The 22,687-nt window shown below is 50.1% G+C and carries 27 protein-coding genes; 11 read left to right on the top strand and 16 right to left on the bottom strand.

What is annotated here, in order from left to right:
- The first annotated feature begins 37 nt into the window (after window positions 1–37).
- On the top strand, window positions 38–256 hold the full coding sequence (locus WCT25_01410; protein ID MFA6536072.1) for a DUF378 domain-containing protein: 219 nt from the start codon (window positions 38–40) through the stop codon (window positions 254–256).
- Window positions 257–350: 94 nt separating this feature from the next.
- Here the strand turns inward: WCT25_01410 and WCT25_01405 are convergent, their stop codons facing one another.
- Both WCT25_01405 and WCT25_01400 read right to left on the bottom strand, forming a co-directional pair.
- On the bottom strand, window positions 351–599 hold the full coding sequence (locus WCT25_01405) for a hypothetical protein (GenBank protein ID MFA6536071.1): 249 nt from the start codon (window positions 597–599) through the stop codon (window positions 351–353).
- Window positions 600–641: 42 nt separating this feature from the next.
- Window positions 642–1,538 (bottom strand): class I SAM-dependent methyltransferase, encoded by an 897-nt coding sequence (locus WCT25_01400; protein ID MFA6536070.1) that lies wholly within the window; start codon window positions 1,536–1,538, stop codon window positions 642–644.
- Between the two features lie 41 nt (window positions 1,539–1,579).
- Between WCT25_01400 and WCT25_01395 the strand changes: the two genes are divergently transcribed.
- The gene (locus WCT25_01395; protein MFA6536069.1) at window positions 1,580–1,897 is read left to right on the top strand and encodes a hypothetical protein; all 318 of its coding nucleotides are present in this window, start codon (window positions 1,580–1,582) and stop codon (window positions 1,895–1,897) included.
- A gap of 35 nt (window positions 1,898–1,932) precedes the next feature.
- Here the strand turns inward: WCT25_01395 and WCT25_01390 are convergent, their stop codons facing one another.
- The 4 genes from WCT25_01390 to WCT25_01375 form a co-directional block, all read right to left on the bottom strand.
- Window positions 1,933–2,205 (bottom strand): hypothetical protein, encoded by a 273-nt coding sequence (locus WCT25_01390; protein ID MFA6536068.1) that lies wholly within the window; start codon window positions 2,203–2,205, stop codon window positions 1,933–1,935.
- 117 nt (window positions 2,206–2,322) lie between these two features.
- Complete coding sequence (locus WCT25_01385) at window positions 2,323–2,985, bottom strand: hypothetical protein (GenBank protein ID MFA6536067.1); 663 nt, start codon at window positions 2,983–2,985, stop codon at window positions 2,323–2,325.
- A gap of 259 nt (window positions 2,986–3,244) precedes the next feature.
- Window positions 3,245–3,523, bottom strand: a complete 279-nt coding sequence (locus WCT25_01380) for a DUF4342 domain-containing protein (GenBank protein ID MFA6536066.1) — start codon at window positions 3,521–3,523, stop codon at window positions 3,245–3,247.
- A gap of 243 nt (window positions 3,524–3,766) precedes the next feature.
- The gene (locus WCT25_01375) at window positions 3,767–4,267 is read right to left on the bottom strand and encodes a hypothetical protein (GenBank protein ID MFA6536065.1); all 501 of its coding nucleotides are present in this window, start codon (window positions 4,265–4,267) and stop codon (window positions 3,767–3,769) included.
- A 223-nt stretch (window positions 4,268–4,490) separates the two neighbouring features.
- On the opposite strand from WCT25_01375, the gene WCT25_01370 reads away from it, so the two are divergent.
- The 9 genes from WCT25_01370 (at window position 4,491) to WCT25_01330 (ending at window position 16,381) form a co-directional block, all read left to right on the top strand.
- Window positions 4,491–6,230, top strand: coding sequence for an ABC transporter substrate-binding protein (locus tag WCT25_01370; GenBank protein MFA6536064.1), 1,740 nt, complete (start codon window positions 4,491–4,493; stop codon window positions 6,228–6,230).
- Window positions 6,227–6,952, top strand: a complete 726-nt coding sequence (locus WCT25_01365) for a vWA domain-containing protein (protein ID MFA6536063.1) — start codon at window positions 6,227–6,229, stop codon at window positions 6,950–6,952. Before WCT25_01370 ends, WCT25_01365 begins: the two co-directional genes overlap by 4 nt.
- 197 nt (window positions 6,953–7,149) lie before the next feature.
- Window positions 7,150–8,724 (top strand): phosphate ABC transporter substrate-binding/OmpA family protein, encoded by a 1,575-nt coding sequence (locus WCT25_01360; GenBank protein MFA6536062.1) that lies wholly within the window; start codon window positions 7,150–7,152, stop codon window positions 8,722–8,724.
- A 182-nt stretch (window positions 8,725–8,906) separates the two neighbouring features.
- Window positions 8,907–10,550 carry an AAA family ATPase gene (locus WCT25_01355; GenBank protein MFA6536061.1) on the top strand — a complete coding sequence of 548 codons (1,644 nt, stop codon included), beginning with the start codon at window positions 8,907–8,909 and terminating at the stop codon, window positions 10,548–10,550.
- A 228-nt stretch (window positions 10,551–10,778) separates the two neighbouring features.
- Window positions 10,779–11,636, top strand: coding sequence for a hypothetical protein (locus tag WCT25_01350; protein MFA6536060.1), 858 nt, complete (start codon window positions 10,779–10,781; stop codon window positions 11,634–11,636).
- Window positions 11,637–11,668: 32 nt separating this feature from the next.
- A complete protein-coding gene (locus WCT25_01345) occupies window positions 11,669–12,904 on the top strand; it encodes a toxic anion resistance protein (GenBank protein MFA6536059.1) in 1,236 nt (411 codons plus the stop codon).
- 164 nt (window positions 12,905–13,068) lie between these two features.
- A complete protein-coding gene (locus WCT25_01340) occupies window positions 13,069–14,103 on the top strand; it encodes a putative urea ABC transporter substrate-binding protein (protein MFA6536058.1) in 1,035 nt (344 codons plus the stop codon).
- A 424-nt stretch (window positions 14,104–14,527) separates the two neighbouring features.
- A complete protein-coding gene (locus WCT25_01335) occupies window positions 14,528–15,379 on the top strand; it encodes an ABC transporter permease subunit (protein ID MFA6536057.1) in 852 nt (283 codons plus the stop codon).
- A 9-nt stretch (window positions 15,380–15,388) separates the two neighbouring features.
- The gene (locus WCT25_01330; protein ID MFA6536056.1) at window positions 15,389–16,381 is read left to right on the top strand and encodes an ABC transporter ATP-binding protein; all 993 of its coding nucleotides are present in this window, start codon (window positions 15,389–15,391) and stop codon (window positions 16,379–16,381) included.
- Between the two features lie 200 nt (window positions 16,382–16,581).
- Here WCT25_01330 and WCT25_01325 read toward each other — a convergent pair whose 3' ends face one another.
- The 10 genes from WCT25_01325 to WCT25_01280 all read right to left on the bottom strand — a co-directional run bounded on the left by WCT25_01325 (window position 16,582) and on the right by WCT25_01280 (window position 22,667).
- A complete protein-coding gene (locus WCT25_01325; GenBank protein MFA6536055.1) occupies window positions 16,582–17,325 on the bottom strand; it encodes a hypothetical protein in 744 nt (247 codons plus the stop codon).
- A 284-nt stretch (window positions 17,326–17,609) separates the two neighbouring features.
- The gene (locus WCT25_01320) at window positions 17,610–17,735 is read right to left on the bottom strand and encodes a hypothetical protein (GenBank protein ID MFA6536054.1); all 126 of its coding nucleotides are present in this window, start codon (window positions 17,733–17,735) and stop codon (window positions 17,610–17,612) included.
- Between the two features lie 57 nt (window positions 17,736–17,792).
- Entirely contained in the window at window positions 17,793–18,275 is a 483-nt protein-coding gene (locus WCT25_01315; GenBank protein MFA6536053.1) for a hypothetical protein, read from the bottom strand.
- A gap of 170 nt (window positions 18,276–18,445) precedes the next feature.
- Window positions 18,446–19,042 carry a hypothetical protein gene (locus tag WCT25_01310; protein ID MFA6536052.1) on the bottom strand — a complete coding sequence of 199 codons (597 nt, stop codon included), beginning with the start codon at window positions 19,040–19,042 and terminating at the stop codon, window positions 18,446–18,448.
- Window positions 19,043–19,448: 406 nt separating this feature from the next.
- Complete coding sequence (locus WCT25_01305) at window positions 19,449–19,691, bottom strand: hypothetical protein (GenBank protein ID MFA6536051.1); 243 nt, start codon at window positions 19,689–19,691, stop codon at window positions 19,449–19,451.
- A 133-nt stretch (window positions 19,692–19,824) separates the two neighbouring features.
- Window positions 19,825–20,154 carry a hypothetical protein gene (locus WCT25_01300; GenBank protein ID MFA6536050.1) on the bottom strand — a complete coding sequence of 110 codons (330 nt, stop codon included), beginning with the start codon at window positions 20,152–20,154 and terminating at the stop codon, window positions 19,825–19,827.
- Window positions 20,151–20,492 carry a hypothetical protein gene (locus tag WCT25_01295; protein MFA6536049.1) on the bottom strand — a complete coding sequence of 114 codons (342 nt, stop codon included), beginning with the start codon at window positions 20,490–20,492 and terminating at the stop codon, window positions 20,151–20,153. The genes WCT25_01300 and WCT25_01295 overlap by 4 nt, the downstream gene beginning before the upstream one ends.
- Entirely contained in the window at window positions 20,479–20,712 is a 234-nt protein-coding gene (locus WCT25_01290) for a hypothetical protein (protein MFA6536048.1), read from the bottom strand. Before WCT25_01290 ends, WCT25_01295 begins: the two co-directional genes overlap by 14 nt.
- A 176-nt stretch (window positions 20,713–20,888) precedes the next feature.
- The gene (locus WCT25_01285; GenBank protein MFA6536047.1) at window positions 20,889–21,419 is read right to left on the bottom strand and encodes a hypothetical protein; all 531 of its coding nucleotides are present in this window, start codon (window positions 21,417–21,419) and stop codon (window positions 20,889–20,891) included.
- Between the two features lie 207 nt (window positions 21,420–21,626).
- Window positions 21,627–22,667, bottom strand: a complete 1,041-nt coding sequence (locus WCT25_01280) for a hypothetical protein (GenBank protein ID MFA6536046.1) — start codon at window positions 22,665–22,667, stop codon at window positions 21,627–21,629.
- Between the last annotated feature and the right edge of the window lie 20 nt (window positions 22,668–22,687).

Raw genomic sequence — 22,687 nt, 5'->3', positions numbered from 1 at the left:
TTAAAGTCGATCATTAATAGTTAATTTATTAAAAGTTATGAAAGGATTACACATGGTCGCTTTTATCCTCCTTATCATCGGTGGTCTAAACTGGCTTTTGGTAGGCCTCTTTAGCTGGGATATTGGCGTCATCTTCGGCGGACAGGCAGCAACGATCTCCAAGGTGATTTATGTCCTTGTCGGTCTAGCCGCTTTGGTTGAAGTTTTCAGCCATAAGGGCAATTGCAAGGCTTGCGGTACTGGCCAAGCAATGTAATTTAGCGTAAATGCTAAATAAGTAATTGTAATTGGGCTAAAACAAAAACTCCCTCAAGGGAGTTTTTGTTTTAGCCCCACTTTTGTATTTGTGGCTACTTTCCGTCACAATCAAAGCAGAAGACGAAAGACCGGTAGGCGAAGTAGATGGCGAAAACCAAAATGATGCCCGAAAGCCACATCGGAAAAGTAAAACCAAATAAGCGTGAGTCGATGCCCAAAATAATTCGCAAAGCATCAAGCCAGGCGATTATCAGAAATAAAAGCGAAATCAGTAAGTATGGCCAGTAGCGACGATTTTTCTTGAATTCCAAGACATTAATTGGTCGGCGGGTGAATTTCATAAATCAATTTTACCATGACCGGAGTCTTGGCCAATCCCCAGATTAGTTTTGGCCCTGAAAGCGGGCGAAGCGAGCTTCCGAAAGCAATCTGCCGGTCGCCGATTCCAGATTGGTCAGTTCGCCGGAAGTTATTTGAGAGTCGTCGGCTCTGAGCGCGATCTTTAAGGCGTTGCCCAGGCTCACGGCCGAAATTTCGGAAGCGTAGGAGGTGATAATGAAAAAGAGCGGTCTCGGCTTCAAGATTTTGGCACATTCAGCAAGCAAAGTAGGGAAGAGTTCCTCGAATTTCCAAATTTCACCCTTTGGTCCTCGGCCAAATTTTGGCGGGTCCATGATAATACCGTCATAAAAATTGCCCCGCTTGATTTCTCTGCGGACGAATTTTAAGGCGTCGTCCTCAATCCAGCGAATGATCGATTTCTCCAAGCCGGAGAGTTTTTGATTTTCCTTGGCCCAGGCGATGCTAGTTTTGGAAGCATCAACATGCACAACCTCGGCTCCGGCCGAAGCGGTCGCCAGGCTGGCCAATCCGGTGTAGCCGAAAAGGTTTAAAATTTTTACTGGTTGCTTAGTTTTACCGATTTGCTCACTAGCAAAATCCCAGTGTGGCGCCTGTTCCGGAAAAACGCCAAGATGCCGGAATGGTGTCGGCTCAGCCCAAAAAACGAGTTTCTGATATTGCAGTTTGAATCGCTTGGTAAATTGTTTTCGATATTTCCAACCGCCCTTGTCCTTTTCGCCGGTTTCAAAAGTCGCTGAGGCTTTTTGCCACTCGTCTTGGGGCAAGTGGGGAGGCCAGATAGCTTGCGAATCGGGACGAACAAAAAGAGTTTGGCCGAAACGCTCAAGCTTTTGGCCGTTCCCGGAATCAATCAGTTCATAATCTTGCCAATTTTTAGAATAAAGCAGTTCCAGTGGTTTGTTTGACATAGTTCTCATATGTTAGCATATAAGTAATTAGGTTAACCAGACTCACTTTGATGTTTAAAAATCCATTTGAAAATTTTGGTCAGATTCCCAAAAGACCCGAAAAAATTGAGTCTAATCGAGACGACTCGGAATTTTATGAGCGCCGCTTAAGACTGACCGCCGAAATCGAAGCCTTGGTGAAGGAAGAAATTACACTTAATACTAAAATTAGAGATATTGAAACCGGTCGCGAGCCGAATTATCACCTTTATGATGAAGGGGAAAAAGACTGGCTAGCTTCGAACCCGAGTGCTCTTTTGGAGGAATACCGCTTGAGACGAGATGAGATTAAAGCTGACTTGGCTAAATTGCGAGAAGAATTAAAGTAATTAAAACCCGCATTGCAATGCGGGTGGTAAACCATCTACCAGCCTCGGTAGAGGTAAAAATATTTGCTTTTGATTGCTCGGAAAGGGTAGAGGCCACCAATCTTGTGGCTGGGGATTTCTTCGGTGATCGCTAAAAACCGAATGGGCCGAGATTGCCACCTGGCAAAGGAAACTCCGAGCCAGACTTCAAGAGCGCCTGGAACCGTTGTGTTCCAGATTTTTCTTTTCAGACGCCAGAGCTGTTTCTTCGGGTCGCCGACTCTTTGGTAAATGCAGAAAAGCTGATCTGGGCGTTTTTCGATTTTCATTCCAGAGTTTTCCCTTTTTTGAAATGAGCTACTTTCATCAATCTACTTGAAAAGTCGATTTTGTCAATTAAAAGCCCCGCAGGTGGGTACACCTGCGGGGCGAAGGAATCAGATTACTCACCACCCAAGCTCTATAAAAAGCAATTTCTGGGCGACTTGGGCCAAGAGGAAGGCGTCATGATCGGCCCGGTGCGGCTTGATTCTGGTGTCCGGAATGCCGAGCTCTCTCAGGTTGGCATTCCATCTTTGGGTGTAACCCCGGTACAACGAGTCGAGATCGAGCCCGCCCCAACCGTAAGGGGATTTGTTTCGGTGATTCGGACCAAAGAAAAGATTGATGAAGCCACTGTCAAAAAAGACGGTGTCAGCTACGGCCTCAACTTTGAGTTTATTGCCAAGGGTCACCCGCTCAATCCAAGCCAGAAAGCGCTCCATGGCCAGCCTCGGATCCTCGCCAACTTTTTGTAGGTAAGCCATCACTCTTTCCGGCTCAAACAGGTTACTGTCAGGATCAAATCTCTTGTCGGTCCGGATGCGTTCTTCGAGACAGATGAGTTGTCGGCAGCCGACTTTTAATGCTTCAACCTCGAAATTAATCGTGCTAGGCCGGAGTTCAGTGTAGAAAATCAGATCAGGAAACGATGTGATTCGATTGCCGATTAGGTTTGCGTCTCTTGTGACAACGCAGGTTCCAAAGGATAGGGCGCAGTGGTGGCCAAGTCGATTCCCGGCGGCCTCAACATCATTAGTAATGTAAACGGGCCTTTCGTCAGTATTCATCATTAGCCTTTTTTAAAATGTTCAGGTTTCTCTAAGTTCTAATCTACAGTTAAAATCAAAAAAGTCAAATGACATAATCTATATCCTCTTACGGTATTTACCAACAAGCAAGATTTCCCCGAGCATGATTTTCCAACATACAATTTTATCGCGACCGCGAGTAAATTGTATGTTGGGAAAAGGTTTTGATTGGTGCCACTGATATTCGGTCGATGCCAAATATAAAGGCCAGACACTTGGTGTCTGGCCGGCGGAAGGGCTACTTTTTTTTCTTGGATTTCTCGCTATCGTCCGTCTTTCGAACCACCTCGATTGTGCAGTCGTTGATGACCGCGGCCATCGCGCCAACGGCGACGAAGACAGGCGCGCCGATGGTGGCGATGAGGCCGACATTGATGGGGAAGCTGGCAACGGTCTTGCCGTCTTCACCCTTGATGCGGATTTTGCTGGCGTTGCCTTTGGCGATGATGTCTTTGACCTTCTGGAGCAGTTCGCCACCTTTAACTTTGATGGCGTCAATGATCTCTTCCTTCTTCATACTTTTCCTTTCTTTTCCGAGTTCGGTTTTGTGCTTGAACTCTGACCTATAATTATCATATTCAAGTAGGAAGTCAACCACGTTAGAGATTTTTTGTTAAGAATGGCAGTCACAAAGCCAAACTCCTTTTTGTTTAGAACACCGGAGACACCTTAACTGCTACGGTCGTCGTTGCGGCGACCTATCTCTAACGGGGTCAAATCAATTTAAAAGGGCCGCGCGAAACGCGCGGCCCGAACTCGATTATCTTGTCGGCAAATTAGAGAGCTGACTCTCATAAAGGATTATGTAAGCCTTTTTTGCCCGGATTTGTAGCGAGGGAGCAAAACTTGTTATTTTGCTCGCTGGCCAGGTAAGTTGAAACTGTCTTTGCAAATCGGCAACCCCAAATCCGTTATCAGCGGTCCAACTATCTCGGCTACCGCAATTGAGGGCGGCAAAGAGTTGGCGAGAGTTGTCACCCTCTTCGGTCAAAAGTAGATAGCCAAGACCTACTTGAGTAAAGGCGGCAATTTTCTGCCCCCTGTTGTCCTTGAGCCACCTGTTGAGAACTTCCACCTCGGAATTGGTGGGATTGTCGGGCTGAACTTCGATGAACTCAAAATTGGCCGTTTTCACCTTGTCCTTTTGGTGCTTTCGGAATTCGGAAATTTTTTGCTTGATCCAACTGCTGTAGTTCGGGTAGAAATAAATTCCAAAAGTGACGCAGAGTGTAAGTGTGACGAGGGTGAGGAAGGTCTTCATAATTTTTTTTGTCGGAATTTCTTTTTCAACTATACATATCAAATATAAAAAGTCAAATAGTCCAACCCGCGAAAATGCTTGACAAAGCTTGATATTTATGCAATATAGGTAGGAGAAGTTCGTTCGTTGACATTTGCATCTAGAAAAAACGGCTTAAATGAAAGGAAAAGCCAAGAAGCAAAGACAGACGAGCTGTCAGAAAACAAACAGGAAAGGCAGAATAATGAAAAAATACAAGATAAAGTTGCTCGCAGTTTTTGTGGGCCTTTTGGCGGCGTTCAGTCTAAGTCTCCCCGCGGCCCAGTACATCGCTTCGCCGCCTCTTACCGAGGTGGTCAAGACGAAGGTTGGCCCGGTTCAGGAAGGTTCCGTGATGGAGCTTCCGATTATCACCTGGGGTGGCGACATCGCCACCATCCATGCGAATGGCGGTGGCGTGAATACGGCGCCAGGCAGTATCTTCGCCCAAGCCGGTTTGAAGTTCAAGTTGGTTCGCGAGGATGTTTTCGCCAAGCAGTTGGAGCATTATATTTCCGGCGTGACTCCGTATCTGCGGGGCACAGCAGGAATGATGAATCAGGCTTCCGAATTGACAGCGAAGGACCCGCGCACCAAATTGGTTGTCATCTACCAGATGACCTGGTCATCTGGTGGCGACTGCTTGGTGGTTAAATCCGGCATCAATACAATCAAGGATTTGAAAGGCAAGACCGTCTGCTTGCAGGCCTACAGCCCGCATGTTGAATATCTTGCCACGGTCCTCAAGAGTGCCGGCCTCCAGATGAGCGACGTCAAAATCCGCTGGGTGAAAGACTTGACGGGTACGGCGGAAGCTCCTAGCGAGGCCTTCAAGAAGGATCCCTCTGTGGACGCTTGTTTTGTCATCTCGCCCGATGCGGCGGCTTTGACTTCAAACGGCACCGTCGGCACCGGCTCTGAAGGGTCGGTGAAGGGGGCGAAAATCCTTCTCCGCACCCTTGCCAGCCGAATCATTCCCGATGTTTACGGAGTGAGAAGCGATTACTTCGAGGCTCATAAAGCGGAGGTTGGAAAGTTCGTCCATGCACTTCTGTCGGCTCAGGAAAGTCTCAGTCAGCTCGTAATCGGTAGTGCCAATCGCAAGGCCGAGTATGACAAGTTGATGACGGCTTCGGCGAAAATCTTACTCGACAGCGAGCAGGCGGTTGCTGATGCCAAGGGACTTTACGGCGATTGTGAGTTTGTCGGCTATGTGGGGAACGTGAAGTTCTTTGCGACACCGACGGAAGTTCGTAAGTTTGAGACCTTGACGAAGGAGATGCAGGATGCATTTCTCGCGATGGGTCTTCTGACCAGCAAGGTCGGTCTATCCCATGCCGGGTTTGATTACGAAGCTCTGAAAAGGGGTCTGACTCAAACCGTGGCGAGCGAAACTCCTCGGTTTCAAGTGAGCGAAGTTGCCAAAGTTATTGACCAAAGGACGAAGCAAGGACCCCTGGCCAACGGCTCGATTCTTTCACTCGAAATCTACTTCAGCCCGAACCAGAACAGCTTCAACGCTGAACTGTACAAGGCTGATTATGACAAGGCGATTGAATTGGCAGCTACCTACGGCGGTGCGATTCTCACGGTTGAGGGTCATGCCGACCCGACGCAGTATATCGACAAGAAATTGGCGAATGCGCCGGAGTTGGTTCTGTCGCGTTTGCGGCAGTCGGCCAAGAATCTTTCCTTGACGCGGGCAATCGCGGTTCGGGAAAGCTTGCTCAACTACGCCAAGTCGAAGGGTGTGGTGATGGACCCGTCGCAATATGCGGTGGTTGGTCACGGGTTTGAACAACCCAAGACCGGCATTGCGAATGGCGAACCAATCCGTCCCAAGACTCAACAAGAGTGGGCTTCCAACATGCGGGTGGTGTTCAATCTCATCCCTGTTGGTGACACTGAAATGCAGGTCTTCGCGCCGGCGGGAGGTGCGAAATGAATAAGCTCATCAAGCGCTTCGGTTTACTGTTCCTCGGGGTGTTCATCATCTCGGGCTGTGGCGATCAACCGCCGAGTCAGGCCACGGCCGCTCCGCCCAATCCCAGTCGTCTCGGAGATGTCTGGATCAAGGGAGTGGAGACCAAGGGCGTGGTGCTCGACGCCGATTTGATGCGACGAAACATCTACCTCGTCTTTGATTGCTCCGGCAGTATGGCGGATGCCAAGAACGGCGAGCCGAAGATTGTGACGGCCAAGCGGGCAATTGAAGCCTTTGGTCGGAAAATCCCGGCCGAGACTTCTCTTGGTTTGGCCATCTTCGACTCGAACGGACCCTCCGAAAGAGTGCCCCTGGGGGTTAACAATCGCAAGCAGTTCTACCAAACTGTACAGTCAGCTGGTGCCGGCGGTGCGACTCCGCTCTCGAGTGCGGTTCGCCTCGGCTACGAACAACTGCGCAAGCAAGCGGTTCGGCAACTTGGCTATGGCGAGTACCACTTGGTCATTGTGACCGACGGGGAAGCCAACGCAGGCTTTGATCCGGGAAATGATGTGAACATCATCTTGCGGGATTCACCCGTAGTGATTCACACCATTGGCTTCCACATTGGTAGCCGGCACTCGCTCAATCAACCGGGACGAACGGTTTACAAGGAAGCCAACAATCCGGCGGACCTTGAAAAGGGTTTGGCGGAGGTGTTGGCCGAGTCCGACAAGTTCTAGTTGCAATGTCAGTCGCCCCACACGTGCATGCATGTGTGGGGCTTTTTTGTTAAGAACCCTTACGAATAGGCCTGCCTGCCGGCAGGCAGGGCATGCGAATAAGAAAGCCATCCAGAATTTATGTTGACAAAACAAATTTTATGTGTATAGTGGGAAACAGATTTGTGAACCTTTAAAACCAATCAAAAAGGATAAAAATGAAAAAAAGTAGCTTCGCCCCGTTTATCGTTATGGTCGTGGTGATGTTGGGCATCTTCGGCGCGTTCAAAATTCTGCTCATGGTCAAAAGCCATTTGCAGAAGAAAACGAGTGACGCCAAAGATGTCAAAGCCAAGATTACTTTGGCCTACGACGATTGGATCGGGTATTTCCCGGTCAGTTCCGGACGGATGAAAAAGTTCCTTCGCAACGAGGGCTATTTGCTCGAGTGTCAGAACGACGGAGCCGATTACCAAGCGCGGAATAAAAATCTGCGCGATGGCAAATTGGACTTTGCGGTGATGACAGTCGACTCCGAAATCCTGAACGCCGCCGCCCACGATTTTCCGGCGACGATTATCATGGTCATCGACGAATCCAAAGGCGATGACGCAATCGTGGCCTACACCAATTTGGTGCAAAACCTCGACTCGCTGAAAAGTGGGGTCTCGCCACGGATTGCTTACACGCAAGGTTCGCCGAGTCATCAATTGCTAAAAACGGTCGCTTCGCACTTCAATGTGCCGGCTCTGAAAAATCTTGATCGCGAACATCGTTTCGAGACCAAAGATTCTCAAGAAGCCTTGCGCCTGTTGCAGAGCAAAAAAGTTTCGATGGCAATACTCTGGGAGCCGAATGTCTCCAAGGCTCTGCAGATTCCGGGCGTTGGCAAGATTATCGGGACGGAAAGCATCAGCCGGGCCGTAGTCGATATTTTGGTAGTGAACCGCGAGTTTGCCACCAAGTATCCGGAGCGGGTTGACCTGTTCCTCAAAACCTACTTCCGAGTGTTGAAGTTTTATGCCGACAACCCCGAAGAGTTTAAGAAGGACATTCACGACGAACTCAAGGTGCCCAAGGAGGCAATCCAGACCATGCTCGATGGCGTACGCTTTGTAAATCTTAGCGAGAATTGCCAAGAGTGGTTTGGAGTGAGCGGTCCTGGGCAGATTGCTGAGCAAGGCTTGGTTGATACGATTGGTTCGACAGTCTCCATTCTTTTGGAGGCCGGCGACTTCAAGGAGAGTCCCTTACCGGACAAAGATCCTTATCGGATTATCAACAGCACCTTCATTACGGCGATTTACCAAAATGGTTTGCGGACCGGTTTCGCAAGTCTCGATGGGGGAGTCAAAGCTCTCGATCCGACGGCGGCGCTGGCGCGGTCGTTCAAGGTTTTGACTCCGGCGCAGTGGAGCAAGCTTCGATCAGTCGGAAGTATTCGGGTTGACCCGATTATCTTTCAGACCGGCTCTTCTGAGTTAGGAGTTTCCGAGAAAGAAAAGTTGGACGCGGCGGTCGAAAGGCTGAAGCACTATCCGACTTTTCGGATTCTTATCGGCGGACACACCTCGCTTGATGGTGACCAGACTGCCAATGCCACCCTCTCGGAACAGCGGGCCGAATCGGTTTCGAGGTATCTCTCGATTACCTATTCGATTGACGAAAACCGAATGCGGACCGAAGGCTTCGGTGGCAAGAAACCCTTGCCTCGGGCCCCGGGCGAATCTGATCGGGCGTATGGGTATCGTCTGCCACGAGTGGAGATTACGCTCATGGCCGAATCCTACTGACTGGTTTGGGCCGATTAGTCGGCTGAGTTTACCGGTGGTGTCTTCCATCTTATTTCGTCCGGCGGGTCCGGGCGATGCATAAGACTGGGAGGCACTACCGGTTTTTTGTTTGACAAAATCATTGTTTTATGCTAAACATATTTCAGATTGTTATTTGGAAAAACTCAAAAAAAGGAAATGATATGACAGACTTCAATCAAGACTTGGAACAAAATCCAATTCGTTACCCTCTGGTTCAGGCGACAGTTCTCAAAGTGAGTTCTCGGATGCCGAAACCGACTCCGAGCATGCTCCGGAAAACTGGGACTCTGGTCACGGTTAATCCCGGCAGTAAGTTTGCCGCTTCAGCCCCGAAAGGGGTTGGCCGGATTTTTGCGCCAGACCCGAGGGAAGAGGGCTGGTCGTGGGTCAGCTTTCCTGACGGTGCCAAAAATCGTTATCGCATCGGTATGTTCGGTGTGCAGGGTGGCGCTTGCGATCTGGAACTCGCCGAAGGCGAAAAAGAGCGGTTTGCGACCGTGAATTACTCGGGTCAGATGATTGAGGTGCCGATCGACGGTCTCAACATCGAACCGGGTGATGTGGTCAAGCTGGAACGCGAAACTCTCCGCGCCGTTGGTGTGGAGCCCGCAGTTCCGACCGGTAGCATCGCTTTCGTCTCCCAGATTATCGACAAGGAATTGGCGGTGGTAGATGTTTCGGGTGGACGCCGGACAGTTTTTGCCGGTAAGTTTGCTGGCAAACTGGTTCCGAATGGCCGAGTCGTACTCGACTCGGCCCTCGCGATCGTGCTCGAAAATTACGGTCTCGAAGACGACTCGTTTGAGCTCGATCAGGCGACCGGCATCACTTGGGACGACATTTGTGGCCAAGAAGCGGCCAAGGCGTTGTTCTTGGACTCGATGGAGAGGCCGATGCGCTTTCCAAAGCATTACAAATTCTTTGGCAAGAAGCCGGCGGCCGGCTTTCTGCTCTACGGCCCTCCGGGTTGTAGCAAGACAATGTTTGCCAAGGCGGTCTACACTTCCTTGGTCAAACGTTGCGAAGAGAAAGGTGTGAGTCCCAAAGGCGGCTTCATCCTGGTTTCTGGTCCGGAGTTGCTCGACAAGTATGTCGGCGTGCCGGAAGCGACCATCCGCCACATCTTTGCGCGAGCCCGCGAGTTCTATCGTCGGACCGGCATCATGGCGGTTATCTTCATCGACGAGGCTGAAGCGATTTTGGCCAAACGCGATTCGGGGATTTCGAGTGATGTCTTGAAGACGATTGTGCCGGCCTTTCTGGCGCAGATGCAAGGCGTGCGGGAATCGGGCGCGATTGTGATTCTGGCGACCAACAAGCCGGAGAGTTTGGATAGTGCGGCAATTCGGCCCGGTCGAATCGATGTGAAAATCGAAATCAAACGGCCCACGAAGGTAGCGGTTCGGGAAATCTTTCTCAAGAACTTTAAGGGTGTGGCGATTTCCTCCACTACCTCGGCTGAATTGTTGGCCGAAGTCGGCGCGATTTCGGTTTTTTCTCCGGAGCGGAGAATCTACGAAATCAAGAAGGCTGACGGTACGACTGTTGACTTCACCTTGGCCCATATTGTGAGTGGGTCTATGATTCCGGCGATTGTCGCCGATGCCAAGCGTCTGGCTTTGGAGCGGGAACTCTTGAAGCCGGAGCCGACCGAAGGTTTGACCGATGCGGATCTGGTCGGAGCCGTCGACAATATCGCACGGCAGGAGTTTGGCATGGACCATGGAGATGCATTGCGGGAGTTCACGCACGACTTCATGGACCAGATTGCCAATGTGCAAAAGCTTCATCAGATCGGTGTCTGATCGAAGCAACCGTCTCTCCGAAGAGGGAGACGGTTTTTTATATATTCATGTGCCCTGCCTACCGGCAGGCAGGCGTATTCGTAACGGTTATTAACTGTTTTTTAATATCCGAGACCACGCCAAGTTTGGCCTAAATGCTTGACAAAAACTATACTTTGTGTATAGTGGGAAACAGATTTGTGTTCGTTGAAAACTTCAAATAACTAAAAATATATAGAAAGGCTGAAAATGAACGAAAACCCGAAAGGCGCGTCAGTTGAGCTGGATTACAGCGAAACGGCCGCTCGCAGGGCGGCTTTGTCAGATACGATTCAGCATCCGCTTACCCTTTGGCCCCCGGCCCTAGGCGTGGCGGCAGGATTTGGTTTGGGACTTTTTGGCATGGTGACAGTCCCGGCAGCGCTTGGGATTGCCGCCGGTTGCACCTTCGTCGGTGCCGCCAATTGGGCCATCAAATTTTTCGGTGGACGCGACGCGTGCCTGCAAAGGTATTACGCGGAGCTTCACGATCGATTTGAAGTCATGAAAGAGCAAAAGTTGGAGACGGTTGCGACTGACTTGAAAAAACTTGGTTGCAATCAAGGTCGAGAACAGGTCGGGCAGTTGGCAGACAAGTTTGAAAATCTGCGAACTGTTCTTTCCCGAGTTCTCAACGAAGGCGAGCTGTCTTTTACCAGATTTCTGGGTTCGGCAGAAGTGGTTTACGCTTCTGCCGTCAGTAATTTGGAGCGAGTTGCGAACATTCTCACTAACATCAGCGATATCAATCGCGGTGATATTTCGAGGAAGCTCGACTTGTTGAAAAGAAAGTTGATACGCACTTCGGCTGACGAGCGAACTGTGAAAACTTTGGAGGAGCGAGCCAAGCTTTACGACGACAGCCAAGCTGAGGTCGCCGAGCTTTTGGCTCGAAACGAAGAAGTGCTCACAGCTATCGATCAGGCCGGCTCCGCTGCGCTCAAAATCAAAGGTCAAGGCAATGGCGAGTTGGAAGGTGCCATGAGTGAATTGGTCGGTCTGATTAATCGAGTCAATAACAGATCGAAGGTTAATCCTCTCGATTTGCCAGTGGAAAAGCAAACCTAAACAGCAGAACAGAAGAAAGGAAGAGATAACATATGTCAGAACAAGTTCTCGTGTCAGCGGCGCCAGTGGCGCCTTTACAGGTTGCAAAACCTGATCAGGTCAGAAGGGATTTGGGTTTTTTGAGCGCGGATGATTTGGACAGCAAGAAAAAAGTCGATCTTCAGGTGGATCAAACCGCTCAAGAAGTGCTCGACAAGATTCTTGGTTGTGATCTGAATCAGCCCAGCCAAAGAGTCCAGATGGAGGCAGCTGTTGAATCAATCGGCGCCCCGCTCGTCAAAGGATTGCTCGCCAAAAGCGGCCTCCTTAATCGACAAGTTGGGAAATTGGCAACCACAACCGAAGGTCGGCCGGTGGCGAAATCGCTGATTGATCTCAAAGTGCAGGTTGATCATATCAATCCTGCTCGCTACAACATCTTGGCACCCGGTGCCTTTGGACGAGTGTTGTCGTACATTCCGTTTGTGGGGATTACGGCCAACCGGTACTTTACCAAGTACCAATCGGCCAGTGGCGTAATCGAGGCGATCGTTTTCCAAATGCGAGAAGGGGCAGCCCAATTGCAGAGGGACAACGATTTTCTGAGTGAGGATCAAGCGGAAATGCGCAGCCTGATCTTGCGTCTGCAGAAGACGGTTCAGGTTGCGAGACGTCTCGACGATAAGCTTGCAGAGAAAATTGCCAGCATTGATCCGGAAAGCGAGAAGTGCAAATTTCTTAACGAAGAAGTCTTGTTCCCTCTCCGCCAACGGATCGTGGACCTTCAGCAAAACCTACTGATCAATCAGAACGGCGTGATCGTCTTCGAAGTTATCCGTCGTACTAATCGCGAATTGATTCGCGGAGTGCGCCGGTGTGAAGAGGTGACAGTCAATGCTCTCAGGATTGGTGCCGCGGCGTCAATCGCCCTTGCTGATCAGCGTGTGATTCTGAAGAGTCTCGAAGCCATGGATGAGACTGCCAACGAAATGCTTGTCCAAATGGGCCAACTTGTCAAAACAGGTGTGGCCGATGTCAACAAGCGGGCTTCCGGGCAATCTCTGAGTCTTGATAAGCTGAAGACGTGTTTCGCAGACGTGGTGTCTGCTGTTGACGACATTTCTCGGTTTAAGCAGGAAGCTTTGCCGCAAATGGCGCAAAACATTGCGGAGATGGATCGGATGGCTGGCGAAGGAGAGAAGGTGATTGGTCGGATGGAACGCGGCAACGCGCAACGTTCGACGATTAGCCTCGAGCTCGAGCCTTCCGGTGCCCCTCTCAATGCCTAATTGGTTGGGAAGGAATCGGCCCACGGCAGGACGGTCTTGCCGTGGGCCATCAGTCAGAAAACAAAACCCTAAAGCAATAAGAATTGCTCGGGTAAAACAAAAACGAGAAGTCAGAAAGCCCTAAAACAGGCTCCGCCTGTTCGGGCAAGAAAGGAAAAGTCAGCATGAAAAAATACCTCAGCCTTCTTATTTTGACCATCATCAGTTTGGTTGCTTCCACTGCAGTGCAGGCCGGCGAAACCTATCGGTATCTCTGGTCCCATTACACCGGCTGGGAGCCGTGGCAATACATCAGCGACTCCGGCATTATGAAAAAGCATGCGGACAAGCACGGCGTGAAAGTCGAGATTGTCCTCATCAATGACTATGTCACCTCGATCAACCAGTACACCGCCGGTTCGGCTGTGGGTTGCGCGATGACCATCATGGACTGTCTCGATATGCCGGCCTCCGGCGGTATCGATTCCGACATCCTCGTGGTCGGTGACTACTCGAACGGCAACGACGGAGTGGTGCTCATGAATGCCAAATCTTTGCGCGAAGCGAAGGGTCGACAGTTCATGATCGTGAAGGACTCGGTTTCCAGCTATCTTCTCTCCCAAGCTCTCAAGGCCGAAGGAATGAAGGACGGCGATGTGACCGAGGTCAACACTTCGGATGCTAACATCGGTGCCACCTTCGCCAGTTCCGGTCCCAAGGGCGCTTGCGTCACCTGGAACCCGATCTTGATGCAGGTGCGTAATTTGCCCGGCGCGAAGATGGTCTTCGACTCATCCAAGATTCCCGGCGAAATCCAGGATCTTATGGTGGTTCGTCGCGACGCTCCGGAAGGTGTCAAAAGGGCACTGGTCGGAGCATGGTTTGAGGCGATGGAGATCATGACCGGCCAGGGCAAGAAAACGGATGAAGCGATTGCGGCCATGGCGAAATTCGCCGGTGGTACGGTCGCCGAGTTCAAGGCCCAGTTGAAGACGACCTACATGTTCTACAAGCCGGCGGATGCGCAGGCTTTTGCCAGCGGCCCGCAAGCTAAGAAGGCAGCCAAGACCGTGGCGGAGTTCTGTTTCGATCATGGCCTGCTTGGTCAAGGTGCGAAGTCGGCCCAACATATCGGGATCGAATTTCCCGATGGGTCGGTTTACGGCAATCCGAAGAATGTGAAGATCCACTACAAGGATCCCACCAGTTATTTGAAGTAATTATTTGCCGGAGCGCGAAGCGTTCCGGCCCAACCCCTCATCTGCTACGGCAGGCGAGGGGTTTTTATGTTAAGAACCCTTACAAATAGGGCATACGAATAAAGTACGCGAATAGCGAGACCACGAATACGCACACACGAATTCAGCTATTCGTGTATTGGTGTCGTGCGCTAACGCGTACCGGTGTCGTTATTTGTCTTGACCCCGTTAGAGATTTTTTGTTAGGAATAGCGATCACGAAACCAACTTAGCTTTTACACAAAATGTTTGGAAACAGTGACGGCCACGGTCGTCGTTGCGACGACCTATCTCTAACGGGGTTGACAGACGGCTGAAAATGTGTATACTCAAAATCAGAACCCAGTAAGGATTTAAGCCCTAAAAAGCTTGTTCTTTAAAAACAAACAAACTAGAAAGGAACCAAATGGACAACAACATCCATTGTCGGACTCCGTTATTCTTTGGCATCAATGCCAAACCGGGCGAGAAGCTTTCAAAACTTCTCGGACTCTTGCCGGTTGCGCTCTTGCTCCTGGTTTATTTCCTGATCGCCCAAAAGCGTCACGAAAAAAATCCGGATGACAAACTGATGCCGTACTTCAGTCAGATGTACGGCGAAATGAAGGAAATAATCACTGTCCCGGACAAGCGTTCGGGCAAGAATTTTTTCCTCGAAGATACCAAGGCGAGTCTGCGAAGGCTTGCCATCGGTGTCGGTATTTCCGCAGTCTTTGGCTATGTGGCCGGAATTATGATCGGACTTTTCCCGGGCCTGCGGTCCTTGTTTATGCCGATTATTACTGTCCTCTCAAATATCAACCCCTTGGCGGTGCTAGTCATCGTCTTGGTGGCGCTTGGTATCGGTGAAGCTTCCAAAATTTTTCTGATTGTTTTCGGCATCGGGATCCCGATTGCGCGAAGCGTCGAACAAATGGTGGAGCAAATCCCGAACGAGGTTAAGGTCAAGCAATTGACTCTTGGTGCGTCGCAGTTTGAAGTCTTGATGCGCATCGTGGTGCCACAGATGTTTCCGCGACTCATTGACTTGGTTCGAGTGTCGCTCGGCGCCGCTTGGATCTTTGTGATTGCGTCAGAAGCGGTAGCGTCAACGGAAGGTTTGGGTTATCGGGTTTACCTCCAACAGAGGTACATGAACATGGCCCTGATTATTCCGTATGTGATGTATATCACCGCCCTGGCCTACAGTTGCGACTACATCCTAAAGCTCTCGCTTAAGTTGCGTTGCTTCGCTTGGTATAGCAAAGTCAGCAACTAGAAAGGAAATATGGAGACAAAAACCAAGTACGACATTCTGGTTGAGAGCGCTTACCACGGCTATCCGGATCCGAAAGTTCCGGGTGGCCGCAAAGTGGTGCTCAACAATGTGGACATCAAAATCAAGAGTGGCGAGTTCGTGACCATGGTCGGGCCTTCCGGTTGTGGCAAGTCGACCCTTCTCCGTTTGATTACTGGGCAGGAGCAAGTCGATACCGCTCTGCAGTTTCAAATTATGGGCGGTCCGGCCGGTTTCCCTGATCGCAGGCGTGGTGTGGTGTTTCAGAATTACACTCTGGCTCCACATCTCACTGTTTTAGGGAATATCCTCTTGAGCCTCAAGTACCAAGCAGATCCTTGGCGGGAACTATGGTCGCCGAAGTGGAACCGACAGGCCAGATTGCTGGCCGAAGGATATCTCAAAAAAATTCGGCTCGAAGGCGCCGGGGACAAGTATCCTCACGAACTTTCGGGTGGGATGAAACAGCGAGTGGCGATTGCCCAAACGCTGATTACAATCGACCTCTTCGCTATGCCGAAAATTCTCTGCATGGACGAACCCTACGGGGCTTTGGATCCGTCGACTCGTGAAGAGTTGCAGGTCTTCATCCTGGAGCTTTGGGAGAAGTACAAGACGACGGTGATTTTCGTCACCCACGATATCGAGGAAGCGGTTTTTCTTGGTTCGCGAATCGTCACTCTCTCACAGTTCTGGCAGCCGGATGTTTCGGGCAATTCAATCACGACCGGAGCGAGGATTGTCTTTGATCAGCTCTTGCCGCGCCAGGCTCTCTCGACCAAGGTCAAAACCACGCCGGAGTTTGCAGCGATGGTGGCTAAGGTCTTGGAGCAAGGCTTCCGGCCGGAACATCGCGTCCATGTGAGCAAGTTCAACTTGTCTCATCCGGATTCGTTTCGGACACTCTCAACCGAGGAAGACCCGAAAAACGGGAAATTCTCGGAAGTGGCTCTGAACGGAAACGGCCATGGGGCAGGGAAGTAGTTTGTTTTCGTCATAGTCCCTCTAGCGCTAGTCGCTCGGGGGATTTTTTAATTGCCGTGCTCGCTATTGCAGTGTTTTGCAAAACACTGCAATAGCGAAGAAGATAAAAAGCCGAAGTTTTGCCCTCGCAAAACTTCGGTCGCGCCACATCATCAAATAAAAAACCGCTCCGACATGCTTGCGCACGCGGAGCGGGTGAATTAGGCGGTAGCCTCCTTCCGTCGATAGTTGTAGCCCCAAGGGCGAACGACCAAATGGCGGAAGTAGTGCCAGTCAAACTTGGACCAGAAGGTTTCTTCCAGCTTCTCCGTCTTCCACGGCAGGGTGAAATTGTCTTGTCCAGAGAAGGTATAGTGGGGGACGAGGTCGAGAAGTGAGGGCTTAAAAATTGGCCCGCGGTCGAGGTATTTCTTGACAGCCCGATACACCCGATCAACTTTTACAATCAGCTCGGTTGGTGATAGGGTCTCGGACCGGCTGTAAGGCTCTTCAAAATGCAGAACGACCTGCTCGTTCTCGCAGTCTCGTTCAATGCTCATACTGCCGTAACTTCTGAACCCCTCGATCTCCACCTTTGTTGACCCGAAGATCGGCATGTCGTGGTAGATGCCACCCCCGTGCTCGTGAAGGGTGTCCTCGAGCCAGTGAGGATTCTCTTGGAGTAGGGTTCGGAAGGATTTGAAACGAATGTAAAAGTCCACTCGCCAGTTTCCCTTTCGCGGATTCCCGGAGTCCTCAATGTGTTCGTTGTACCGGAGCATCACGACGAACCCCTTCCCGTGCTTGTGAAAGAATATGGAAGTGGCCCGAGCGGCGACTGTCGGGACATGGTACTCACATTCGGTGCTGTCGATCGGCACCGTTGAGATGTGAGCAAATCCGGCGCGAACCATTTCACGCTGGACCCCGTCGAAATAGCCTTTCGGCATGAGTTTATCTATCATTTTTCCTTTCTTACCCGAGCAGATTTAGCAATCTGTTTTAGGGTCTTAGCCGAGCACTTGGTGCTTTAGGCCTTGGTTGTTTAGGGACTAATTGGACAATGTTCGGTCCAACTTTCTGCCGGCAATTATATCATATCTCATACTAAAAGTCAATCAATAAAAAATCCCTCAACAAAGGGAGTTTTCTCTACATAAGACCGTCTTACGCGTAAGACGGTCTTATGTAGTTTGATATTAAAAACCGCCCAAGAAACCTCGGAGGTTTCTTGGGCGGGGCGGGGAAGTTATTCTTCCCACGGAAGAAGCTCGAGAACTTCGACTCGGCTGGTCTCGAACCAGCCACCCGGGACCAGATGAACTCGGTTGCCGACCGGTCGTTTGTTGCGACCCTCGTCGCACGGATGTGCCATGAGCACCTTCACGACCGAGATTGCGTCACCAATTTTGACCTTGAGCCGGCAGGTTTGTCAACACTCGCTAAGATCCATCTTCGTGGGTGAGGCCGGTGCAGTCTTGGCTTCGGCTTCGACAATTTTGGCCAGCTTTTGGACCGTGGTAGTGATTTCCTTCGTTGAGTTATCGACACATTCGTAAACTGCGCACAAGCGTGAATCGGCAAGACAGAGCAGCTTCAGTTCCTCATGTCCTTGGCGGTCGGTTGTGTAAATCAGTGTCGGCACTGCGATGTACTTTCTCCGGAGGACTGCATAAATGGCCATCCCTGTCCGGATGTAGCCATAAGTGCTGTGTTCGTTGACCTCCTCGGTATCACCCTGAGGAAGGAAGTTGTCCATGACCAGGATGTCCGGCCATGTCTCCTTGGGGCCGGTGAAGGCCTCGAGTACCTGAGCCGCGTCCCTACGGAAGTCCACCCGGAAGCCCAGATCTGTGAGTATCCGGACTCTTGTTGATGAAAAAATCGGATTACCGTTTGCGAACAAGATCTTCACTTTTGTCCTTTCTTTTTATTCGAAGCGACCTTTTGAGTCGTTCCGAGTTTGTTTTTTGGTTTGACTTTCTGCCTAGAATGTTATCATAGATTGAGTATTTTGTCAAATAACCAAAAAGGCCTCCAATATCAAGGTCCGACCTTGATATTGGAGGCCAAGCAACACGGGTCTTATCTTGATTCTCCCTCAAAATTCTGCGCCACCTCGCCAAATTGCATGGTGGCCGGATCGAGTTTAAGCCAAACGCTTTTGCCAACTGATGGGGAAGTGGTAAACGGTTCGTCGGGTTTTCGAATGGCGTAATTTACGATAATAACATTTTTTCTTGCCGTCCCAACCGCCGTAATTCCTTCTTCCAGCACTGTCGATTGGGGAGCAATGCGGTCACCCAACAAAAATCCTTGCGAGCCGATGTAACCGTTTGGAGTATTGAGCGCGGCGACAAAATAATAAAAGGTGCCACTACCGCCGGTTTCTTGAGTTAGCAAAAAGGCCACATCTTCCTGGCCGTCATCATTGAGGTCATGTCTGATCTCGTTGCCAAAATATCGGGTGGTAGTTTTGGTCGCGGATTCCGGAGCGCTTTCAGTCTCAGCTACACCATTAACCAAAGTGACTTTTTGATTGCCGATTTCATAAGTGGCATTTTTCTCATTAATTCCGCCCTGGACAGGGGCGGCCACTTGGGCTTTCGGCTTGAATAAGTAAATACCAGCTATAATCAAAATAATAACTATTAAAATTGTCGAAACATTTTTTGTATTCATGGTTTTAGTATAGAGCTTTCAGTTTTAATTTACAAATTAAAAGGACTCTCATGAGAGAGTCCATCGCGGTCTTAGTAGGGCATTCCCCAGCCACCAAGTGTTTGGTGGTAGCTACCGTCTTCCATGCTTCTATCGTGTATGATGGGGCCTTGTCCTCCTTGCATATCGGATTGATTTTCCCTCTCCGTGCTTGACTTGCGACCCCTGTTTTTCCGCGGTGTTTTGGTCGGTTCTCGAGTCCTTTTCGACAATTTCTTTTTCGGCATAATTTAGTCCTTTCTATCTAGTTGAAGGATATATCAAGCTGGGCCTCCGGGTCAATCCTGCAAGACCAAATCTTACAATTTTTAACAGATTAAAATGTGGCGACACCAAGGTGTCGCCACATGTTCTAGAATTTGTAATCCTAGATTTCGTATTCGATTTCTGGAACCTCCACTTCGCGAACAAACTCGGCTCGGCGTTTTGCAAACGCCACTGCTCCGCCATTCTCAATGAAGTGTTGGATTAACCACTCCGGATGGTGCCAAAGTTCCCAGTCGTCACACTTATGCTCCAAACGGGTACAATGTCGGTTGATTGGGCAGGTCAAGGCCTCGATAATCTGTCGCTGCAAAAACCGAGAGTTATCAAAAACTACTATTCTCATAACCCTCCTTTCCAAAAAGGTTTACTGTAGACAATTATACCTGAATGTTTTCTTAGATGAAATATCTAAAGTAAGTTTGTCGCAATTAAAAAACCCGCACGCGTTCGCGCGTGCGGGGTGGGGAGGTTGGATGTTAACGGCGGACCAATTGCCGTCCCTTAAGCATCTTGCCGATTTGCCAGAGATCATGTATCTCCGGGTAGGTCGCCTTCAGAATCAGGTCGAAATGATTCGGCTGCAATTTTCTGCCGTCGGCAAGTGCGGGTGCCTTGTTGGCGAAGGCGCCGAAGCGCTCCTCGACCGTATTGAGGATTGCCAAGATGGCTTCGTCTGTCTGTGCGCGCCTCTGTCTCTTGAGCTCGGGGATATCATGCAGCACGAGCTCATTTATGACCGTGTTTAAGGCCTCGATCGTGGCACCGTTTCTTCCGAATTCGGTCACTATTTCTTTAACGGGTCTCATTCGGTCTCCTTTCTTTCGGGTGCGCCTGACACATTCCTGGGCTTGTAGAGTTTCCACAACGCGAACGCCTCTGGCCAGGCTTCCTGCAGTAGGGGGCCGAAATGTTCGGGGCTGAGTCTAGTCTTGCCTTCGACTGATGGCGCGAGCCTGGCAAAGGTCTCAAAACGTTCCTTCGCTGTGGCGATGATGCCGAGGACACCACTGACAGTCGTCACAGTTCTCACTCGCTTCATTTCTGGAATGTCGTGGACAAGCAGTTCGTTAACCGCTTTGGTCAAGGCCTCACTTGTAGCACCGCTCTTCTTGAATTCTTCGACTATGTCCTTAACTTTTCTCATTTTCACCCTTTCCGTTTTTCGGGTTAACGGTGGTGACGAAGCCGAATTTGAGCTCAACCTGCGAGGGATCAATTTGGTTCGCCTCCAGGAAATCAAGCAGGTTTTGCAGCGTGATGTCCTTATGGCTACTATGGACCCCGACAAGCAATTTGTCTTTGTTTTTACCGCTTCTTGCTGCCTTTTGCAGAAAGAAACGGTCGGTTTTCAAGGCTCTTGGCATATATTCCTTTGGCTATACCAGCTACAAGCCGGCGTTCTGTTCTGTCGGGGACTGTATCATATTCATGCCAAAAGTCAAGGTGCAAAAGGTCGCCCAGCGCTCCGGCGCGGGGCGGTCTCGCTTTCCTGAATTAAAAGAGGCCCGAAAGTGTCGGAACACTTTCGGGCCAAAACGATTTAGATTTGTGACTGAGTCGGAAGCGACAGAGTGAGCGGACGGCAAGGAAGCCGGTTTTTAAGCTGGTACTTGCCCCTCTTGAGTCGGGCCAGGTGGTTGAATCCGTACCACCGATAGACTACGGTGCTTACTGAATTGCGACTCACCAATCTGCCGGTTCGGCAACCGACTCGCCTGGCAACCTCGGTTTTGCTGAGCGGCTTCTTGGCCAGCTTGAACACTCTCCAGACCAAATTTGCGACTTCGCCCTTCGATAACTGCGGCTTGGGCAATTTTATTTCGGGTGCAAAAAGATAGGTGTACATTGTGCCCCGTCCGAATCTGGAAGAGACGCGAGTGCGAATGAGCGGGCCGCCTTTCTCGGAAAGGCGCCTCAAGAAGTTGCAAGCGATTTCGATCTTGACCCCGGTCTCACCCGAGACATCGGCCGAAGTGAATGGTTGGCCCGCTTCGGTGCTGGCCCGGCGCATTTTCAAAAATTCGTACATCAGTTCATACGAATCGTTCGGATTTCTGACCTGTCCTTTCAATGGCTTCCTTTCTTTTGTTTTTGTTTGTCTGACCAATCTAACTCCAAAAGACTCTCTTCGCAGGCTAGCATATTTATGAAAATTGTCAAATATAAAATTCTGAATTATACAATGAAAGTGGAGACTAAAGGTTTCAAAACTGTGCACATGAGGCAAATAAAAACCACCTCGAGACTCTCGTCGGGAAGTGGTTTGTGGGTTAAGTGTCTAAGCTGCCACAGAGAAGCAGTTGTTTGGCTCAGAGGCCTTACTACGACACCTGGATGCTTGCAGGTGAGCCACAATTTGGCGGTGAACAAGATACAGGGTTTCGTATACCGAACGGCCGAACTTGAATCGACCGGTATCGCTATAGAAAGCGATTAGCCTTGCTTTGTCTGCCTCGAGGTGCGCGATTTTTTGTTCGAAGGTGGCGCAATCTTTCTCGTAATCTTCAAGCATTCTCCTGGCAAAATCGCTGTTTTCCTTCCGGTACGCCTTGATGTGTTCCAGAGTTCTTGTCAGGGTTCTCTGGTAGTCGGCGAGCGTCTTTTTGACCAGACTCTTCCCGTCGATTAGATACAGCGAGTAGGTGGGGAAGTTTTTCCTGAACAACTCAATCACAAATTCCAGTCGGTTTTTTGGTAATTTGTACAAATACCGATTTCCACTCTGTTTGGCTGACTGAACCTGCTGGATGAGAATCCGGCTCTTGCCAGCTAAGGAAAAGCCGATGGTCATTATGTGCTTGCGTTTGTAATAGACCAAGTAGGCAAAGGTTCCGTCGATGTAAACTCGACTGAACTTGGCGTGGCCGTACTCATTGTGATAGGTCGTGTAATCCAAACGAACTTCAAAATTTGGATCATCCGAGAAGGTGAAATGACGTAGACGGTCATAAATTTCGACGATCTCATTCCAACCACTCTTGTAAAATGACCAGCGCCACATGGAATTTGTGATTTTTTGGATCACTTCGTGTCGCACGTTTCGCTCGAAGAAGTCTCGGACCGAGCTACTCATCCTAAATTTTGAGGAATGCTTGAGCATACAGAGTTCCTCAAAAGTGAATCCGGCGAAAGCCTCAAGCGGCAGTGCGTGATACTTATCAATCATCTCGGCGTCATCGTCGGTATTCTCGAGGAGCCTTTCGCCCCATTCACCAAAGCGTTTCGCGATGCTTGCAATCGAGGTGGCTGGCTGAGAATCAAAATCCGGACTTAATTTATGGAGTTCCCACGAAAGGGAACTTAAGCGTAATCCTTTCATTTTTCTCCCTTGTTAAGGAA

It is taken from the genome of Candidatus Paceibacterota bacterium (assembly GCA_041666545.1).
GTDB lineage: Bacteria > Patescibacteriota > Minisyncoccia > Phycocordibacterales > JBAYGS01 > JBAYGS01.
This window is presented reverse-complemented; position numbering and strand designations above follow the sequence as displayed.

What these genes read in the sequence shown, in the direction of transcription:
- WCT25_01375 (MFA6536065.1), bottom strand. Translation starts at nt 4,267, where the DNA reads ATGAAGACCTTCCTCACCCTCGTCACACTTACACTCTGCGTCACTTTT.
- WCT25_01405 (MFA6536071.1), bottom strand. Translation starts at nt 599, where the DNA reads ATGAAATTCACCCGCCGACCAATTAATGTCTTGGAATTCAAGAAAAAT.
- WCT25_01380 (MFA6536066.1), bottom strand. Translation starts at nt 3,523, where the DNA reads ATGAAGAAGGAAGAGATCATTGACGCCATCAAAGTTAAAGGTGGCGAA.
- WCT25_01335 (MFA6536057.1), top strand. Translation starts at nt 14,528, where the DNA reads ATGGACAACAACATCCATTGTCGGACTCCGTTATTCTTTGGCATCAAT.
- WCT25_01290 (MFA6536048.1), bottom strand. Translation starts at nt 20,712, where the DNA reads ATGCCAAGAGCCTTGAAAACCGACCGTTTCTTTCTGCAAAAGGCAGCA.
- WCT25_01390 (MFA6536068.1), bottom strand. Translation starts at nt 2,205, where the DNA reads ATGAAAATCGAAAAACGCCCAGATCAGCTTTTCTGCATTTACCAAAGA.
- WCT25_01280 (MFA6536046.1), bottom strand. Translation starts at nt 22,667, where the DNA reads ATGAAAGGATTACGCTTAAGTTCCCTTTCGTGGGAACTCCATAAATTA.
- WCT25_01365 (MFA6536063.1), top strand. Translation starts at nt 6,227, where the DNA reads ATGAATAAGCTCATCAAGCGCTTCGGTTTACTGTTCCTCGGGGTGTTC.
- WCT25_01340 (MFA6536058.1), top strand. Translation starts at nt 13,069, where the DNA reads ATGAAAAAATACCTCAGCCTTCTTATTTTGACCATCATCAGTTTGGTT.
- WCT25_01395 (MFA6536069.1), top strand. Translation starts at nt 1,580, where the DNA reads ATGTTTAAAAATCCATTTGAAAATTTTGGTCAGATTCCCAAAAGACCC.
- WCT25_01305 (MFA6536051.1), bottom strand. Translation starts at nt 19,691, where the DNA reads ATGAGAATAGTAGTTTTTGATAACTCTCGGTTTTTGCAGCGACAGATT.
- WCT25_01345 (MFA6536059.1), top strand. Translation starts at nt 11,669, where the DNA reads ATGTCAGAACAAGTTCTCGTGTCAGCGGCGCCAGTGGCGCCTTTACAG.
- WCT25_01370 (MFA6536064.1), top strand. Translation starts at nt 4,491, where the DNA reads ATGAAAAAATACAAGATAAAGTTGCTCGCAGTTTTTGTGGGCCTTTTG.
- WCT25_01350 (MFA6536060.1), top strand. Translation starts at nt 10,779, where the DNA reads ATGAACGAAAACCCGAAAGGCGCGTCAGTTGAGCTGGATTACAGCGAA.
- WCT25_01330 (MFA6536056.1), top strand. Translation starts at nt 15,389, where the DNA reads ATGGAGACAAAAACCAAGTACGACATTCTGGTTGAGAGCGCTTACCAC.
- WCT25_01400 (MFA6536070.1), bottom strand. Translation starts at nt 1,538, where the DNA reads ATGAGAACTATGTCAAACAAACCACTGGAACTGCTTTATTCTAAAAAT.
- WCT25_01385 (MFA6536067.1), bottom strand. Translation starts at nt 2,985, where the DNA reads ATGAATACTGACGAAAGGCCCGTTTACATTACTAATGATGTTGAGGCC.
- WCT25_01300 (MFA6536050.1), bottom strand. Translation starts at nt 20,154, where the DNA reads ATGAGACCCGTTAAAGAAATAGTGACCGAATTCGGAAGAAACGGTGCC.
- WCT25_01355 (MFA6536061.1), top strand. Translation starts at nt 8,907, where the DNA reads ATGACAGACTTCAATCAAGACTTGGAACAAAATCCAATTCGTTACCCT.
- WCT25_01295 (MFA6536049.1), bottom strand. Translation starts at nt 20,492, where the DNA reads ATGAGAAAAGTTAAGGACATAGTCGAAGAATTCAAGAAGAGCGGTGCT.
- WCT25_01310 (MFA6536052.1), bottom strand. Translation starts at nt 19,042, where the DNA reads ATGAATACAAAAAATGTTTCGACAATTTTAATAGTTATTATTTTGATT.
- WCT25_01320 (MFA6536054.1), bottom strand. Translation starts at nt 17,735, where the DNA reads ATGGCACATCCGTGCGACGAGGGTCGCAACAAACGACCGGTCGGCAAC.
- WCT25_01360 (MFA6536062.1), top strand. Translation starts at nt 7,150, where the DNA reads ATGAAAAAAAGTAGCTTCGCCCCGTTTATCGTTATGGTCGTGGTGATG.
- WCT25_01325 (MFA6536055.1), bottom strand. Translation starts at nt 17,325, where the DNA reads ATGATAGATAAACTCATGCCGAAAGGCTATTTCGACGGGGTCCAGCGT.
- WCT25_01410 (MFA6536072.1), top strand. Translation starts at nt 38, where the DNA reads ATGAAAGGATTACACATGGTCGCTTTTATCCTCCTTATCATCGGTGGT.